Source organism: Streptomyces sp. NPDC003697 (assembly GCF_053587115.1).
Window position 1 is genome coordinate 16,711 of sequence record NZ_JBSFNN010000002.1, and the last position, 15,866, is coordinate 32,576.

Annotated in this window: 14 protein-coding genes and 1 pseudogene; 3 read left to right on the top strand and 12 right to left on the bottom strand. The window is 71.1% G+C overall.

What is annotated here, in order from left to right:
* Window positions 1–195 precede the first annotated feature (195 nt).
* On the top strand, window positions 196–693 hold the full coding sequence (locus ACWDNY_RS00945; RefSeq protein ID WP_451643551.1) for a hypothetical protein: 498 nt from the start codon (window positions 196–198) through the stop codon (window positions 691–693).
* A gap of 100 nt (window positions 694–793) precedes the next feature.
* Here ACWDNY_RS00945 and ACWDNY_RS00950 read toward each other — a convergent pair whose 3' ends face one another.
* Window positions 794–1,531, bottom strand: a complete 738-nt coding sequence (locus ACWDNY_RS00950) for an SIR2 family NAD-dependent protein deacylase (protein WP_451643552.1) — start codon at window positions 1,529–1,531, stop codon at window positions 794–796.
* 80 nt (window positions 1,532–1,611) lie between these two features.
* Between ACWDNY_RS00950 and ACWDNY_RS00955 the strand changes: the two are divergent.
* Window positions 1,612–1,806: pseudogene (locus ACWDNY_RS00955) on the top strand (hypothetical protein); the annotation flags it as partial.
* 20 nt (window positions 1,807–1,826) lie between these two features.
* Here the strand turns inward: ACWDNY_RS00955 and ACWDNY_RS00960 are convergent.
* The 3 genes from ACWDNY_RS00960 to ACWDNY_RS00970 all read right to left on the bottom strand — a co-directional run bounded on the left by ACWDNY_RS00960 (window position 1,827) and on the right by ACWDNY_RS00970 (window position 4,704).
* Window positions 1,827–2,321 (bottom strand): NUDIX domain-containing protein, encoded by a 495-nt coding sequence (locus tag ACWDNY_RS00960; RefSeq protein ID WP_451643553.1) that lies wholly within the window; start codon window positions 2,319–2,321, stop codon window positions 1,827–1,829.
* A gap of 112 nt (window positions 2,322–2,433) precedes the next feature.
* Window positions 2,434–3,510: an ADP-ribosylglycohydrolase family protein gene (locus tag ACWDNY_RS00965; protein WP_451643554.1), complete on the bottom strand. Its 1,077-nt coding sequence runs from the start codon at window positions 3,508–3,510 to the stop codon at window positions 2,434–2,436.
* A gap of 195 nt (window positions 3,511–3,705) precedes the next feature.
* Window positions 3,706–4,704 (bottom strand): alpha/beta fold hydrolase, encoded by a 999-nt coding sequence (locus tag ACWDNY_RS00970; protein WP_451643555.1) that lies wholly within the window; start codon window positions 4,702–4,704, stop codon window positions 3,706–3,708.
* Window positions 4,705–5,116: 412 nt separating this feature from the next.
* Between ACWDNY_RS00970 and ACWDNY_RS00975 the strand changes: the two genes are divergently transcribed.
* Entirely contained in the window at window positions 5,117–6,277 is a 1,161-nt protein-coding gene (locus tag ACWDNY_RS00975) for a glycerate kinase (protein ID WP_451643556.1), read from the top strand.
* Between the two features lie 291 nt (window positions 6,278–6,568).
* Here ACWDNY_RS00975 and pssA read toward each other — a convergent pair whose 3' ends face one another.
* The 8 genes from pssA to ACWDNY_RS01015 form a co-directional block, all read right to left on the bottom strand.
* Window positions 6,569–7,387, bottom strand: a complete 819-nt coding sequence (gene pssA, locus ACWDNY_RS00980; protein ID WP_451643670.1) for a CDP-diacylglycerol--serine O-phosphatidyltransferase — start codon at window positions 7,385–7,387, stop codon at window positions 6,569–6,571.
* Window positions 7,388–7,409: 22 nt separating this feature from the next.
* Window positions 7,410–8,066: a phosphatidylserine decarboxylase gene (locus ACWDNY_RS00985; protein WP_451643557.1), complete on the bottom strand. Its 657-nt coding sequence runs from the start codon at window positions 8,064–8,066 to the stop codon at window positions 7,410–7,412.
* Between the two features lie 170 nt (window positions 8,067–8,236).
* On the bottom strand, window positions 8,237–9,442 hold the full coding sequence (locus ACWDNY_RS00990) for an acyl-CoA dehydrogenase family protein (RefSeq protein WP_451643558.1): 1,206 nt from the start codon (window positions 9,440–9,442) through the stop codon (window positions 8,237–8,239).
* Complete coding sequence (locus ACWDNY_RS00995) at window positions 9,443–10,006, bottom strand: MaoC family dehydratase (protein ID WP_451643559.1); 564 nt, start codon at window positions 10,004–10,006, stop codon at window positions 9,443–9,445.
* A gap of 5 nt (window positions 10,007–10,011) precedes the next feature.
* Window positions 10,012–11,025 (bottom strand): HpcH/HpaI aldolase/citrate lyase family protein, encoded by a 1,014-nt coding sequence (locus ACWDNY_RS01000; protein ID WP_451643560.1) that lies wholly within the window; start codon window positions 11,023–11,025, stop codon window positions 10,012–10,014.
* A complete protein-coding gene (locus ACWDNY_RS01005; protein ID WP_451643671.1) occupies window positions 11,022–13,070 on the bottom strand; it encodes a protein meaA in 2,049 nt (682 codons plus the stop codon). Before ACWDNY_RS01005 ends, ACWDNY_RS01000 begins: the two co-directional genes overlap by 4 nt.
* 16 nt (window positions 13,071–13,086) lie before the next feature.
* The gene (ccrA, locus tag ACWDNY_RS01010; RefSeq protein ID WP_451643561.1) at window positions 13,087–14,430 is read right to left on the bottom strand and encodes a crotonyl-CoA carboxylase/reductase; all 1,344 of its coding nucleotides are present in this window, start codon (window positions 14,428–14,430) and stop codon (window positions 13,087–13,089) included.
* 485 nt (window positions 14,431–14,915) lie between these two features.
* Window positions 14,916–15,734 (bottom strand): TetR family transcriptional regulator, encoded by an 819-nt coding sequence (locus ACWDNY_RS01015; protein WP_451643562.1) that lies wholly within the window; start codon window positions 15,732–15,734, stop codon window positions 14,916–14,918.
* Window positions 15,735–15,866 lie beyond the last annotated feature (132 nt).

Genomic DNA, 15,866 nt, shown 5'->3' on the forward strand with positions numbered 1-15,866 from the left:
GTGCCAATGGCCAGGTAGGTGTTCCTCCTTCGTGTGCTCTGCGGGCTTGTGCCGTAGCTTCGGATTCTCGAAGCGTTCTCACCCAGGGCCTGTTGCGAAAGTGGATTCTGCAAGGATCACCCCTCCTTGCGTGAACGCGGCTCTGGGCGGCGGCGAGCGCCGCCATGCAGCGACTTTCGGACATGGAGCAATCAGATGGGGTACTGGGGTTCCCTTGTCGTCGTCCGCCATCGGCACCCGCTGGGTGAGGTGGCGGCCTTCACTGACGGGGTGCACATGGAGCTGCTCCAGGAGCGCGCTGATGACTGGCGGCTCTGGTCGTTGGAAGGGCAGACCTCACTCGATGAGGAGAGTCTCATCGAACTGGTTGACATCACTGGGCACCCGGTCCTTGCCGGATTCGTCATGGACAGCGACTGCCTTGTCCTGGAAGGCCGGACCAGGGACCAGGAAACCTGGCGCGCATGTCTCGATCGGGCAGCTATGTCCGCCTACATGGCGGAGGATGGTCAATCCGTCGACGACTGGTTCTTGGGGCCGGAGGAGGCCGCGGAGCGTGCTGTGGCCTGGGCGCGGGCGGCTGGCCTGACTCCCGTTCCCAAGGCGATCGCCGATGTCCTGTCGAAGCGGTCCGACCCGTTCGTGGAGGATCTGTTCCAGGAGTTCCTGGACGGCTTGGGTATCGAGCTCTGAACTGCCTCGGGTGAAGCGTGCCGATCACAGCCACTCGTTGATGGCCGCGGAGGCGGTTGATCCCGCACTCGACCGCATGACGCTCGCGGTAGTCGGGGTGTCAGCACTCGTTCCCCGGGTGCAGCCGGCGCAGCAGTTCGGGGAGGGCCGTGCCGATGGGGGTCCGGATGACCTCGTCGGCGAGGTCGTCGTACGGGGTGGGGTCGGCGTTGACGATGATCAGGCGGGCGCCGTGGTCGGCGGCGATGCCGGCGAGCCCCGCGGCGGGCTGCACCTGCAGGCTGGTGCCGACGGCGACGAAGGCCTGGCAGGCCTTGGTGATGGCGAGGGCGTCACCGAGGACGACCGGGTCCAGCCGCTCGCCGAACATGACGGTCGCCGACTTGAGGATGCCGCCGCACTCCAGGCAGGGCGGGTCGTCCTCCCCGGCATCGACCCGGGCGAGGGCGTCCTCCATCGGGCCGCGGGCATGGCACGCGGTGCACACGACACTGCGGGCGCTGCCGTGCAGTTCCAGCACCTTGCGGGCGGGCATGCCCGCGAGCTGGTGCAGCCCGTCCACGTTCTGCGTGATCACCCGCACCGGCACCCCGGACCGCTCCAGCTCGGCCACGGCGCGGTGCGCGGCGTTCGGCTCGGCCTCGAGGGCGCGGTTCTTGCGCCGCATCTGCCAGGACCGCCGCCGGATGTCGGGGTCGTTCATGTAGTAGCCGTACGTCACGAGCTTCTCGGCCTCGGGATCCTTCCGCCACAGCCCGTTGGGCCCGCGATAATCAGGGATCCCGGAATCGGTGGAGATGCCGGCGCCGCTGAGGAGGGCGACGAGGGGCTTGGTCATGGCACCGAGGGTAGGCCGGGCGATTCGGGCGGGCGAACGGATTACCGGCACGCCCGCCCGCGCGGTTCCATGGTCCGCGCATGACCGAGGCGTCTCACCCGACGCCGAACTTCGTCGTGGAGGTGATGATGCTCGCCGGCGTGGGCAGCCCCCAGGACGCCGTCGAGCTCGCCGTCCGCGACTGCATCGAACGCGGCCACCGCCCGGAGGCGAGGGCCGCCGCATGCGACGAGGCGCCGCGCGAGGTCGAGGTCGGGCCGCGCGACGTCGGGGGTGAACGGGTCCGGCGTCCGGGTCAGCCGACCCGGTGGCCGTTCTCCAGCTCCGCCGTGCCCGCGCCGTCGGCGAGGACGTCGAGGGCGGCCAGGACGCGGCGGCCGAGGGCGCCGGGCAGGTGGTCGGTGAGCTCGTCACGGCCGACGAGGCGCCAGGACACCAGTTCCTCCTCCTGCAGCCGGATCGCCTTCAGGTCTTCCTCTTCGAGGACGCCGCCGTCGTACAGGTAGGCCACCAGGGGCGGGCGGGGCCCCGACGCATGTACCCAGTCCACCGCGAGCAGCCGGCCCAGCTCGACGTCGAGGCCGATCTCCTCGAGCGTCTCGCGGCGGGCGCCCTGGCGCGGCGTCTCTCCGTCGTCGGACTCGATCGTGCCGCCCGGCAGTGCCCAGCCCTCACGGTAGTTCGGCTCGACGAGCAGCACCCGTCCCTCCGCGTCGCGGAAGAGGGCGGCGGCTCCGGAGATCAGGCGGGGCAGTCCCGCGACGTACGTGGCGAAATCGGCAGTGGTCATCCAAGCAGGGTAACCAGATGGGACGACACACCTCACCGAGGACGGCCCGGCGGCGCCCCCGTCCACGGTCCCGGCCGTCGTCCCTTGCGCGGTTCACCCGGCACCGCCCGGCTCAGGTCGCCGCCTCCGCCAGCCGCAAGGTGCGTTCCGCCAGCTCGCTGATGCGCACGCCGTCGAAGCCGAAGACCGCGCTGCGGACCGTGTCCTCCAGCGGTTCCTTCCACTGGACCGGGATCGCCCGCGCGCCCGAGAGGACGCCCGCGACCGAGCCGGCCGTCGCGCCGTTGGAGTCGGTGTCCAGGCCGCCGCGCACGGTCAGCGCGACGGTGCGGGTGAAGTCGCCGTCGCCGTGGAGCAGCCCGGCCGTGACGACGGCGGCGTTCGGGACCGTGTGGATCCAGCCCAGGCCCGCGGTCTCCTCCACGAGTGTCGTGAGCGTGTCCTCCCACGGCATCCCCGCCTCGTGCAGGGCGGTCACCCGGCGCACGGTGCGGGCCAGGCGGCTGCCCGCCGGGATCACCGTCAGGGCGGTGTCCACGGCGTCGCGCACGGTCGGCGCGGTGAACGCCGCCGCGACCAGCGCCGCCGCCCACATGGCGCCGTACACGCCGTTGCCCGAGTGGGACAGCACCGCGTCACGGTGGGCGAGCGAGGCGGCGCGGCGCGGGAGCCCCGGACTGGTCCAGCCGTAGATGTCGGCGCGGATCAGGGCGCCGATCCACTCCTGGCACGGGTTGTCGTACGTCGCCGTCAACGGCGGCTTCAGGCCGTTCACGAGGTTGCGGTACGCCGCCCGCTCCGCCGTGAACGTCTGCAGGTACGGCAGCCGCAGCAGCCACAGGTTGCCGACCTGCTCGGTGGTGAAGCCGAAGCCGTGCGTCTCCAGCAGGTCCAGGCCGAGGATCGCGTAGTCCACGTCGTCGTCGCGGCAGCTGCCGTGCACCCGGCCGCGTACGCAGGCGTGCCACTCGGGGCGCAGGTCGGCGCCGTCGGTGTCGCCGGCCGGCTCGGGCAGGTAGTCCGTCAGCGGCAGGGCCGAGGCCTGCCGCAGGTAGCGGTCGATGCGGTCGCGCGTCCACACCTCGCCCTGCTCGACCGGCTTGCCGAGCATGTTGCCGGCGATGCGGCCCAGCCAGCCCCCGAGGATGCGGTCGGCGAGGTCCGGTGCGGTGTCCACAGCGGTGGTCATGGTTCCGGTGTACCCAGCCCGAGCGGGTCTGCGCGGACCGGGGAAGGCGGGCGGAAGATCGCCGGCGTGCCGAAGGGGCGCCCGGACGGCCGGACCGCGCCGTGCCGCCGCCGGCCCGGCGGTGGACCGGCTTCCCGCCCTGCCGAGCCTGGCCGGTGCCGGTCGTCACTCCGTCGGCGGGCACGCGGGGGGAACTCAGTGCGGGGTGCGTCGCAGTCGCCGGCCGAGGAACAGTGCTGCCGCGCCCGCGGTGAGGCAGGTGGCGGCGATGGCGCCGAGGAGGGTCACCCGCTCGCCGCGCACGCCGGTGGCGGAGTCGGCCAGGCGGGGCGCGGAGCCGGTCGCGGTCGCGGTGGCTGGGGCGGTGGCGGTGGCGGCCCGGAGGATCAGGTCGGCCACGGCGTCGGGGCGGGCGATGAGGGAGACGTGGCAGGAGTCGATCTCCTCGGTGTGGGAGTGGGCTCGCCGGGCCTGGAAGCGCTCCTGCTCGGGGCTGATGGTCATGTCCTGCCGTCCCACCAGCGCCCAGGACGGTATCTCCTTCCAGGCGGCCACCTTCGCCGTCTCGGAGAACGCGGTCGTCGCGGCCGGGCGCTGCGTGACGCCCAGCAGGTTCGCCCGGTCCTCCGTCAGGCAGTTGGCGAAGACCGGGTGGACCTTGTCCCGCTCGAGGTAGAGGTCGGTGCCCCCGGTGCCGGCCGTCCGGTACGGCACGGACCGTGTGGCGGTGCCCAGAGCGGTGGGGAAGCGGGCGGACAGTGACATGCCGCTTTCACCGACATCGGGCATCAGCGCGTTGACGTAGACCAGCGCCTTCACCCGGGGGTCTCCCGCCGCGGTCGTGCTGATGACGGCACCGCCGTAGGAGTGGCCGGCCAGGACGATGAGACCTTTGATCGTCTTCAGGACGGAGGCGAGGTACTCGGCGTCGCTGTGGAGGCCGCGCAGCGGGTTGGCCGGGGCCATGACGGTGTACCCGCGCCGCTCCAGCCGCTCGATCACCCCGTCCCAGCTGGAGCCGTCCGCGAAGGCGCCGTGCACCAGGACGACGGTCGGCCGGGCGGCGTTCGCACCGCTCTCCGCCACCGCCGCGGCCGCGGTGACCGCGCACAGGGCGCCGATCGCACAGCTCGCCGTCGTCACGCGCAGCACGTCGCTGCGGAGCAGCGAGCCGCGTATACCGGATACCGTCATTGTGTGCCTCGCTGTCGATGGGAGTCGATGACACCCCAGCGTTGACGCGATCGAGCGAACGTGCGCCGCGACACCGTCCCACCGGGTGATTTCGCGTGGCATCGGAGTGATGCCGAGCCCCGGTGGCAGCCACTCGGAGGGGGAGGCGGGCCATCCGCAGGAGTCGGGAGGCAGTCCTTCGGCCGACGGCTCGTCGGACGTCCGTCGGGGGAGGCGATCGAGACCGCGGCCGCTGCGCCGGGTGTACCGGCTGTGCTGCCGACCACGGGCGGCCCGGCCGCGGGCGGTCCCGGGGCGTGGGCGGTCCCGGGGCGTCGGCGAGGACATGGCGGCGGGCGTGGTCTGCGGTTAGGGTCGCAGCGGCGCGACTGGCCCGACGTGCGACGGGGCCGGAGAGCAAGGGGATGGCAAGGTGGCGGACGCTGCGGTGTGCGGATCGTCGACGGCACGGGGAGTGCTCGTCGCCGCGGACAAGTTCAAGGGCTCGCTGACGGCCGTGGAGGTCGCCGAGCGGGTGACGGCCGGACTGCGCCGGGCCGTACCGGACCTCGCGGTGGAGGCGCTGCCGGTCGCCGACGGTGGCGACGGGACCGTGGCCGCGGCCGTCGCGGCCGGGTTCGAGCGGCGGGAGGTACGGGTGACCGGCCCCCTCGGGGACGAGGTGACCGCCGCCTTCGCGTTGCGGGGCGCCACGGCCGTCGTGGAGATGGCCGAGGCCAGCGGGCTGCAGCGGCTGCCGGCGGGCGTCTTCGCCCCGCTGACGGCGTCCACGTACGGCTCCGGCGAACTGCTGCGGGCCGCACTGGACGCGGGGGCGCGCACGATCGTTTTCGGGGTCGGCGGCAGCGCGACGACCGACGGGGGCGCGGGGATGCTGTCCGCGCTGGGGGCACGGTTCCTGGACGCCCGCGGCGAGCCCGTCCCGCCCGGGGGCGGGGGACTCGCCGGGCTCGCCCGCGTGGACCTGTCCGGACTGGACACCCGCCTCGCCTCGGTCGAACTGGTGCTCGCCAGCGACGTCGACAACCCGCTGACCGGACCCACGGGCGCGGCGGCCGTGTACGGCCCGCAGAAGGGCGCCTCGCCGGACGACGTCGAGGCACTGGACGCGGCGCTCGCGCACTACGCGAAGGTGCTGGAGAGCGCGATCGGGGCGAGGACGGCCGAGTACGCGGCCTCACCGGGGGCGGGGGCCGCCGGCGGCATCGGATACGGGGCGCTCGTCCTGGGGGCGGCCTTCCGGCCGGGGATCGAGGTCATGCTGGACGTGCTGGGGTTCGCGCCGGCGCTGGAACGGGCCGCGCTGGTGATCACCGGCGAGGGCTCGCTGGACGAGCAGACGCTGCACGGCAAGGCCCCGGCGGGTGTCGCCGCGGCCGCGCGGGCGGCCGGCCGGGAGGTCGTCGCGGTGTGCGGCCGGCTGGCGCTGGCACCGGAGGAGCTGGACCGCGCCGGGATCCGGCGGGCGTACGCACTGACCGACGTCGAGCCCGACGTGGCGACGTGCATCGCGCAGGCGGGCCCGGTCCTGGAGCGGGTCGCGGAGCGGATCGCCCGGGACCTCCTGTCCTGACGGACGATTCCGCATGCGTCCCGACGTGTCCCGGCGCGGCCGTGGGCCCGCCGGAGCCGTCCGTACCCCGCTGGCTTCGGTGCCTGCACGCGCCCGTCTCGCGTCGGGAGTCGCCCGCCGCAACGCGTCCGCGCTCACACGTTCGTAGGCGGCGCCCGCGGCCGGAGCAGTGAGGGCCGGGCGTCGCTCTCCGGCCGGAGCGGCGCGAACGCGGCCGGGAACAGCCGAAGGGCCCCGAACCATCCGGTTCGGGGCCCTTCCGTCGTACGGCCGCCGCGGCCGCCGGCGGCGCTACGGCAGCTGTGCCGCCCGCGCCTCGCGACGGTTGTCGCGGAAGTTGTTCACCCGGCGAGCCGTGGCGAACAGCGGGATCACCGCGCCCATGACGAGCTGCAGCGCGCAGCCGGTCTGCAGGAGCAGCTGGCCGCTCGGGGCCTCGAAGGCCCAGGCCGCCAGCAGGCCCATCGACAGCACGATCCACGACAGCATCGCCACCGCGAGGCGGCCCCGCGGCTTGGGGTACTCCACGCGGCTCACCATCAGCCACGCGATGCCGAGGATCGCCAGGAGCGTCGCCACGAAGGGCAGCTCCAGCAGCACGATGGACACCACCGTCAGCGCGCCGAACGGCGAGGGCATGCCCTGGAACACGCCGTCCTTCATCGTCACGCAGCTGAACCGCGCGAGCCGGAGCACCACGGCGAGCAGCACGACGATGGCGCCCAGAGCCGCCACCCTCTGGTGGGCGTCGTCGGCGACCATGCCGTAGACGAGGACGAAGTACGCCGGGGCCAGACCGAAGCTGATCAGGTCGGACAGGTTGTCCAGCTCGGCGCCCATGGGCGACGAGCGCAGCTTCCGTGCGACCAAGCCGTCGAACAGGTCGAAGACAGCCGCGCACAGCATCAGGATGACCGCCGTCGCGGCGCTGTGCCGGGCCATGCCCGATTCCTGGCTGCCGGTGAGGTGCGGGATCAGGATGCCGGTGGTGGTGAAGTACACCGCCATGAAGCCGCAGGTCGCGTTGCCGAGGGTGAGGGTGTCCGCTATCGACAGACGCAGGGAGAGGGGCATCTCCTCCTCGTCGTCGGCCTCGTCGGCCCCGGGCACCCAGCCCGCCTGGGTCTGTGGATCAATCACGGTCAATGCGAGTCACCCCAGCCACGGTCTTCTGGCCGACCTCGACCGCCACCTCGACGCCCTCGGGCAGGTACAGGTCGACGCGCGAGCCGAAGCGGATCAGACCGATCCGGTCGCCCTGCTCGACCTTCGTGCCCGACGGGATGTAGGGGACGATGCGGCGGGCCACCGCGCCGGCGATCTGGATCATCTCGATGTCACCGAGCTCGGTGTCGAAGTGCCAGACGACGCGCTCGTTGTTCTCGCTCTCCTTGTTGAAAGCCGGAACGTACCCGCCGGGGATGTGCTCGACCGACGTGACGGTGCCGGCCAGCGGTGCGCGGTTGACGTGGACGTTGAGCGGGCTCATGAAGATCGCGACGCGTGTGCGGCCGTCCTTCCAGGGCATGATGCTCTGCACCACGCCGTCGGCGGGCGAGATCACCCGGCCCTGGGTGATCTCGCGCTCGGGGTCGCGGAAGAACCACAGCATCCCCGCCGCGAGCGCGGTGGCGGGGACGGCGACGGCCTTGGCGGCACCCGAGCGGCGGGCGCGGACCAGGCTGAGGGCGGCGGTGGCGACGGTCGGAAGAAGCCACGGCGATGCTCCGCGCGCGAGGCGTGTGCCGACCAGGCTGTCGCGAGGTGCAGAGGTTTGGCTGTGGGGCATGAATGACCTTCGTAGCGGATGACGCCGCGCTTCTGACGGGGGACGGCGGCTTTACGCGATCGTAGCGGTTAAGGGCCGCAACTGGGTAAGCCGAGCAGCCGAGTCGGCGGCCGAACACCGCTGACGGGGTGTGATCTTCTTCTCGAAGAAAACACCCCGTACCCGGACGATCAGCCCTGGAATCGATACTCCTCGAGCAACCTGCGGCCGATGATCATTTTCTGGATCTCGGCGGTACCTTCGCCGATGAGCAGCATCGGGGCCTCGCGGTAGAGGCGCTCGATCTCGTACTCCTTGGAGAAGCCGTAGCCGCCGTGGATCCGGAAGGCGTCCTCCACGACCTCCTTGCAGTACTCGGAGGCGAGGTACTTCGCCATCCCCGCTTCGAGGTCGTTTCGCTCACCGGAGTCCTTTTTGCGCGCTGCGTTCACCATCATCGCATGTGCGGCCTCGACCTTGGTGGCCATCTCGGCGAGCTTGAACTGGATGGCTTGGTGCTGGGCGATCGGCTTGCCGAACGTGTGGCGCTGCTGGGCGTACTGGACACCGAGCTCGAAGGCGCGCTGGGCGACGCCGCAGCCGCGGGCGGCCACGTTCACACGGCCGACCTCCACGCCGTCCATCATTTGGTAAAAACCTCGGCCGGTGACGCCGCCGAGCACCCGATCGGCCGGAATGCGCAGCCCGTCCATGATCAGCTCGGTGGTGTCGACGCCCTTGTAGCCCATCTTCTCGATCTTGCCCGGGATGGTCAGGCCGGGGCGGACCTCGCCGAAGCCGGGCTCCTTCTCCACCAGGAAGGTGGTCATGGACCTGTGCGGGGCGGTGCCGTCGGGGTGTCCTTCGTCACTGCGGACCAGGACGGCCACGAGCGAGGACGTGCCGCCGTTCGTCAGCCACATCTTCTGGCCGGTCAGGACGTACTCGTCGCCGTCCCTGACCGCCTTGGACGAGATCGCCGACACGTCGGAGCCGAGCGCCGGCTCCGACATCGAGAAGGCGCCGCGGATGTCGCCGGCCGCCATCCTCGGCAGGAAGTGGTCCTTCTGCTCCTGCGTGCCGTGCTGCTTGAGCATGTACGCGACGATGAAGTGGGTGTTGATGATGCCGGACACCGACATCCAGCCGCGGGCGATCTCCTCCACGCACAGGGCGTAGGTCAGGAGCGACTCGCCCAGACCCCCGTACTCCTCGGGGATCATCAGACCGAACAGGCCGAGTTCCCTCAGGCCGTCGACGATCTGCTGCGGGTACTCGTCGCGGTGCTCCAGCTCGGTCGCGACCGGGATGATCTCCTTGTCCACGAAGTCACGGACGGTGGAGACGATCTCCCGCTGAATGTCCGTGAGGCCGTGGGTCTGGGCGAGACGGCTCATCTACTTCTCCTGCGACTTCGGCTCGGGACCAGGGGCGCCGCCCGCCGGGGGCGTCGTTCGGGGCTCGGAGAGGACCGGGCGGCCGGGCTGCTCGCCGCCGCGCTCCTTGATGTACGTCTCGGTCGGCACCATCACCTTGCGGCGGAACACGCACACGAGCGTGCCGTCCTGCTTGTAGCCCTTGGTCTCGACGTGGACGATGCCGCGGTCGTTCTTCGACTTCGACGGCCACTTGTCGAGCACCGTCGTCTCGCCGTAGACCGTGTCGCCGTGGAAGGTCGGCGCCACGTGCCTGAGCGACTCGATCTCCAGGTTGGCGATCGCCTTGCCGGAGACGTCCGGGACGGACATGCCGAGCAGCAGCGAATAGATGTAGTTCCCGACGACGACGTTGCGGCCGAAGTCCGTCGTCCTCTCCGCGTAGTTCGCGTCCATGTGGAGCGGGTGGTGGTTCATGGTGAGGAGACAGAACAGGTGGTCGTCGTACTCCGTGACCGTCTTGCCCGGCCAGTGCTTGTACGTCGCACCGACCTCGAACTCCTCGTACGTCCGTCCGAACTGCATGCCCCTCACGCCTCCGGGATCTCGAACGTGCTGGTGCGCCGCATGCCGGCGGCGCGGCCCTTGCCCGCGACGACCAGCGCCATCTTGCGGCTGGCCTCGTCGATCATCTCGTCGCCGAGCATCGCCGAACCCTTCTTGCCGCCCGCCTCGGACGTGTAGTACTCGTACGCGTCCAGGATCAGCTCGGCGTGGTCGTAGTCCTCCTGGGAGGGCGAGAAGACCTCGTTGGCGGCGTCGACCTGGCCGGGGTGCAGCACCCACTTGCCGTCGAAGCCGAGCGCGGCGGCGCGGCCGGCGACCTCGCGGAAGCCGTCGACGTTGCGGATCTGCAGGTAGGGGCCGTCGATCGCCTGGAGGTTGTTGGCGCGGGCGGCCATCAGGATCTTCATCAGGATGTAGTGGTAGGCGTCCGCCGGGTAGCCGGGCGGCTGCTCGCCCACGACCAGCGACTTCATGTTGATCGACGCCATGAAGTCGGCCGGGCCGAAGATGATCGTCTCCACGCGGGGGGAAGCCTGCGCGATCGCGTTGACGTTGTTCAGGCCCTGCGCGTTCTCGATCTGCGCCTCGATGCCGATGCGGCCGACCTCGAAGCCCATCGTCTTCTCGATCTGCGTCAGCAGCAGGTCGAGGGCGACGACCTGCTCGGCGCTCTGCACCTTCGGCAGCATGATGCAGTCGAGGTTGGGGCCCGCGCCCTCGACCACGGTCACGACGTCCCGGTACGTCCACTCGGTCGTCCAGTCGTTGACGCGCACGACCCTGGTCTTGCCCGTCCAGTCACCCTCGTTGAGGAACTTGACGATCGTGTGCCGCGCATCGGGCTTGGCCAGCGGCGCGCACGCGTCCTCCAGGTCCAGGAACACCTGGTCCGCCGGCAGGCCCTGCGCCTTCTCCAGGAAGCGCGGGTTCGAGCCCGGCACGGCCAGGCAGGAGCGCCGCGGACGGAGACGGTTCACAGGTTGCCCGGCGGAGCCGCTCGTGGGAGCGGCGGTGGCGGGAGACGGGTGGGCGGTCATGCGGGGACCTCCAGGGGGTCGAGCTTGTTCGCTTTCCGGATCTCGTCGACGATGCGGCCGATGATTCCGGTGATGTCGAAGTCCTTCGGGGTGAAGACCGCGGCCACTCCGGCTGCCCTGAGCTGCTCGGCATCACCGTTGGGGATGATGCCACCGGCGATCACCGGTATATCTGTGGCACCCGCCACACGGAGCCGTTCCAGCACGTCCGGCACGAGCTGCGCGTGCGAGCCGGAGAGGATGGACAGGCCGACCGCGTGCACGTCCTCGGCGAGTGCCGCGTCCACGATCTGCTCGGGTGTCAGCCGGATGCCCTGGTAGACCACCTCGAACCCGGCGTCGCGGGCCCGTACGGCGATCTGCTCGGCGCCGTTGGAGTGCCCGTCCAGGCCCGGCTTGCCGACCAGGAAGCGGAGCTTGCCGACGCCGAGGTCGCGGGCGGTCAGCTCCACCGTGCGGCGGACCCGGGCCAGCGCGCTGCCCTCCTCGGCGGCGACGGCCACCGGCGCGGACGACACGCCGGTCGGGGCGCGGAACTCGCCGAACACCTCGCGCAGGGCCCCCGCCCACTCGCCGGTCGTGACACCGGCGCGGGCGCACTCCAGGGTGGCCTCCATGAGGTTCTCGGTGCCCTTGGCCGCCTGCTTCAGCCGCTCCAGCGCCTTGCAGGGACGCGGGTGGTTGAACGGCGGCTGGTAGCGGGTGTCGCGCCACTGCCGCAGGGAGTCGACGACGCGGGCCTCGACCGCCGGGTCGACCGTCTGGACGGCGGTGTCCAGGTCGGCCGTGAGCGGGTTCGGCTCGGTCGACTCGAAGATGTTGACGCCGACGATCTTCTCCTGCCCGGACTCGATCCGGGCCCGCCGCTCGGCGTGCGAGGCGACCAGCTGCGACTTCAGGTAGCCGGACTCCACGGCGGCCATCGCGCCGCCCATCTGCTGGATCCGGTCGATCTCGGCGAGCGCCGCCTCGACCAGCTCCTCCACCTTGGCCTCGATCACCTTCGAGCCCTCGAAGATGTCGTCGTACTCCAGCAGGTCGCTCTCGTGGGCGAGCACCTGCTGGATGCGCAGCGACCACTGCTGGTCCCAGGGCCGGGGCAGGCCCAGCGCCTCGTTCCAGGCCGGCAGCTGCACGGCACGCGCGCGGGCGTCCTTCGACAGGGTCACGGCCAGCATCTCCAGCACGATGCGCTGGACGTTGTTCTCCGGCTGCGCCTCGGTCAGACCGAGGGAGTTGACCTGGACGCCGTAGCGGAAGCGGCGGTGCTTGGGGTTCTCGATGCCGTACCGCTCGCGCGTGATCCTGTCCCAGATGCGGCCGAAGGCCCGCATCTTGCACATCTCCTCGACGAAGCGGACACCCGCGTTGACGAAGAAGGAGATGCGGCCGACGACGTCGCCCATGCGCTCCTGCGGCACCTGGCCCGAGTCGCGCACCGCGTCGAGGACGGCGATCGCGGTGGACATCGCGTACGCGATCTCCTGCACCGGCGTGGCGCCCGCCTCCTGCAGGTGGTAGCTGCAGATGTTGATCGGGTTCCACTTCGGGATGTGGGAGACCGTGTACGCGATCATGTCCGTCGTCAGGCGGAGCGAGGGACCGGGCGGGAACACGTGGGTGCCCCGCGACAGGTACTCCTTGACGATGTCGTTCTGGGTCGTGCCCTGGAGCCGGGTGATGTCCGCGCCCTGCTCCTCCGCGACGACCTGGTAGAGCGCCAGCAGCCACATGGCGGTGGCGTTGATCGTCATCGAGGTGTTCATCTGCTCCAGGGGGATGTCCTGGAACAGCCGGCGCATGTCACCGAGGTGCGCGACGGGCACGCCGACCCGGCCGACCTCGCCGCGGGCGAGGACGTGGTCGGGGTCGTAGCCGGTCTGCGTCGGCAGGTCGAACGCCACCGACAGACCGGTCTGGCCCTTGGCGAGGTTGCGCCGGTACAGCTCGTTGGACGCCTCGGCCGTGGAGTGACCGGCGTACGTGCGCATGAGCCACGGCCGGTCCTTCTCCCTGTTGCCCTCGGCGGTCTGACGCTCAGTCATCATGGCCTCCGCGTTCTCAGATGTTCCGGAAGCGGTTGATGGCGTGGATGTGCTGGGCGCGCTTGTCGTGGTCGCGCACGCCCAGGCCCTCCTCGGGGGCCATGCACAGCACGCCCACCTTGCCCTGGTGGAGGTTGCGGTGCACGTCGTAGGCGGCCTGGCCGGTGTCCTCCAGGGAGTACACCTTCGAGAGCGTCGGGTGGATCTTGCCCTTCGCGATGAGCCGGTTGGCCTCCCAGGCCTCGCGGTAGTTGGCGAAGTGCGAGCCGATGATGCGCTTCAGGGACATCCACAGGTAGCGGTTGTCGTACTCGTGCATGTAGCCCGAGGTGGAGGCGCAGGTGGTGATGGTGCCGCCCTTGCGGGTGACGAACACGCTCGCGCCGAAGGTCTCCCGGCCGGGGTGCTCGAAGACGATGTCGATGTCCTCGCCGCCGGTGAGTTCGCGGATGCGCTTGCCGAAGCGCTTCCACTCCTTCGGGTCCTGGGTGTTCTCGTCCTTCCAGAACTTGTAGCCCTCGGCGGTGCGGTCGATGATCGCCTCGGCGCCCATCGAGCGGCAGATGTCCGCCTTCTGCTCGCTGGAGACCACGCAGACCGGGTTGGCGCCGCCGGCCAGGGCGAACTGCGTGGCGTACGAGCCGAGTCCGCCGCTCGCGCCCCAGATGAGCACGTTGTCGCCCTGCTTCATGCCGGCGCCGTTGCGGGAGACCAGCTGGCGGTAGGCGGTGGAGTTGACCAGGCCGGGGGCGGCGGCCTCCTCCCAGCTGAGGTGGTCCGGCTTGGGCATCAGCTGGTTGGACTTCACGAGCGCGATCTCGGCGAGGCCGCCGAAGTTCGTCTCGAAGCCCCAGATGCGCTGCTCGGGGTCGAGCATGGTGTCGTTGTGGCCGTCGCTGGACTCCAGCTCGACGGACAGGCAGTGCGCGACGACCTCGTCCCCGGGCCGCCAGGCGTTGACTCCGGGGCCGGTGCGCAGGACGACGCCCGCGAGGTCGGAGCCGATGATGTGGTACGGCAGGTCGTGGCGCTTGGCCAGCTCGCTGGTGCGGCCGTAGCGCTCCAGGAAGCCGAACGTCGACAGCGGCTCGAAGATCGACGTCCACACCGAGTTGTAGTTGACCGACGAGGCCATGACGGCGACCAGGGCCTCGCCCGGGCCGAGCTCCGGCAGCGGCACCTCGTCGAGGTGGATCGACTTGCGGGGGTCCTTGTCGCGCGTGGCGAGGCCCGCGAACATCTCGGTCTCGTCCTTGTGCACGGTGATCGCGCGGTACGACTCGGGGAGCGGGAGGGCGGCGAAGTCCTCCGACGTGGAGTCGGGCGACTGGATCGCGGCCAGGATGTCCTTCACGGTCACGGTGTTGCCTCCGGCGGTGAGCGCCCTGAGGGAGGGGCGCTGAGGGTTGCGTCGGGTGCTGCTGAGGGTGGGTGAGAGGGTGCCGTCGGTTCGGCGGGGTGGTGCTTCGGCGGCGCTGGTGGCGCGGGAGGTTGCCTGTGACGCAGGCGTCCGGGCGCGCGAGCCGGGGTCCCCTGACTCGAGGAGCCCGGGGGAGGCTTGCGGGGACAGCCGACGTGCGTTCGGTCCTGCACGCCGGCCGCCCGGACCCCTTCAACGTATGACACCGCGTGTCAGCTCGCAAGGCACTGAGTGCCAGTAATTTCGCTCAGACGAAATCTTTACGCGACAGATGAGCGATGATCGATCGAACTGCGGGCACACCTCGCGCCACAAGGGTCCTGACATGACAAAACGGCCACCCCGAGGGGTGGCCGTCGTCACAGTGTCCGCGCCGGTTCCGTCCTGGCCGCACCGGGAGGCGCTCGGCGGTCCCTCGGCGGTCTTCAGCGGTCCTTGAGGGCTTCCTCGATCGTCCGCATGACCTCGTCGAGGGGAGCGTCGGTCCGGGCGACCGTCACCAGCACCTCGCCCTGCCGGGCAACCGCCGCCGCCGGCGCCGGCGCCGGCTGGGGCGCCGTGCCGCGGCCGGCCCCGATCCCGGTGCCGAACGTCCTGCGCACGATGGCGAAGGCGTGGTCCAGCTGCGCCTCCACGTCGCCCTGGCCGCCCGCCCGCAGCCAGCGCCGCAGCACGTGGTTGTGCGCGGTCACCACGGCCGACGCGGCGACCTCGGCCAGCAGCGGGTCGTCGTTGGCGTCGTCGGCGTGCGCGCGCTCGTCGAAGTGGCCCAGCAGGTAGCGCGTGAACAGCCGCTCGTAGCGGGCCACGGAGGCGATCTCCGCCTCCCGCAGCGTCGGCACCTCGCGGGTGAGCTTGTAGCGCGCGACCGAGATCTCCGGCCGGGCCGCGTACATCCTCATGACTTCCTTGATCCCGCGGCACACCGTGTCGAGCGGGTGCTCGTGCGCCGGGGCCGCCTTGAGCACGGCCTCCGCGCGGATCAGGGTGTCGTCGTGGTCGGGGAAGATCGCCTCTTCCTTGGAGCGGAAGTGACGGAAGAAGGTGCGGCGGGCGACCCCCGCCGCCGCGGCGATCTCGTCGACAGTCGTCGCCTCGTACCCCTTGGTCGCGAACAGCTCCATCGCGGCGGCCGCCAGCTCCCGGCGCATCTTGAGCCGTTGGGCGGCCGCGCGGGAACCTGCGGTGCTCTCCGGCGCGTCGGGCGCGGCTGGTGTACGTGCGGACTTGGCGGGCTGGGACATGACCCGAACGTACTGCATGTGCGCGGCCCGATGCGCAGGTCCCCGGCTTCCCCCGCCCGCGTCGGGCGGGGGAGCGCCGGGCCGGCCGGGCGGGACGAACCCGCCCGGGTCGAGCAGTCCGCCCCACTCGCC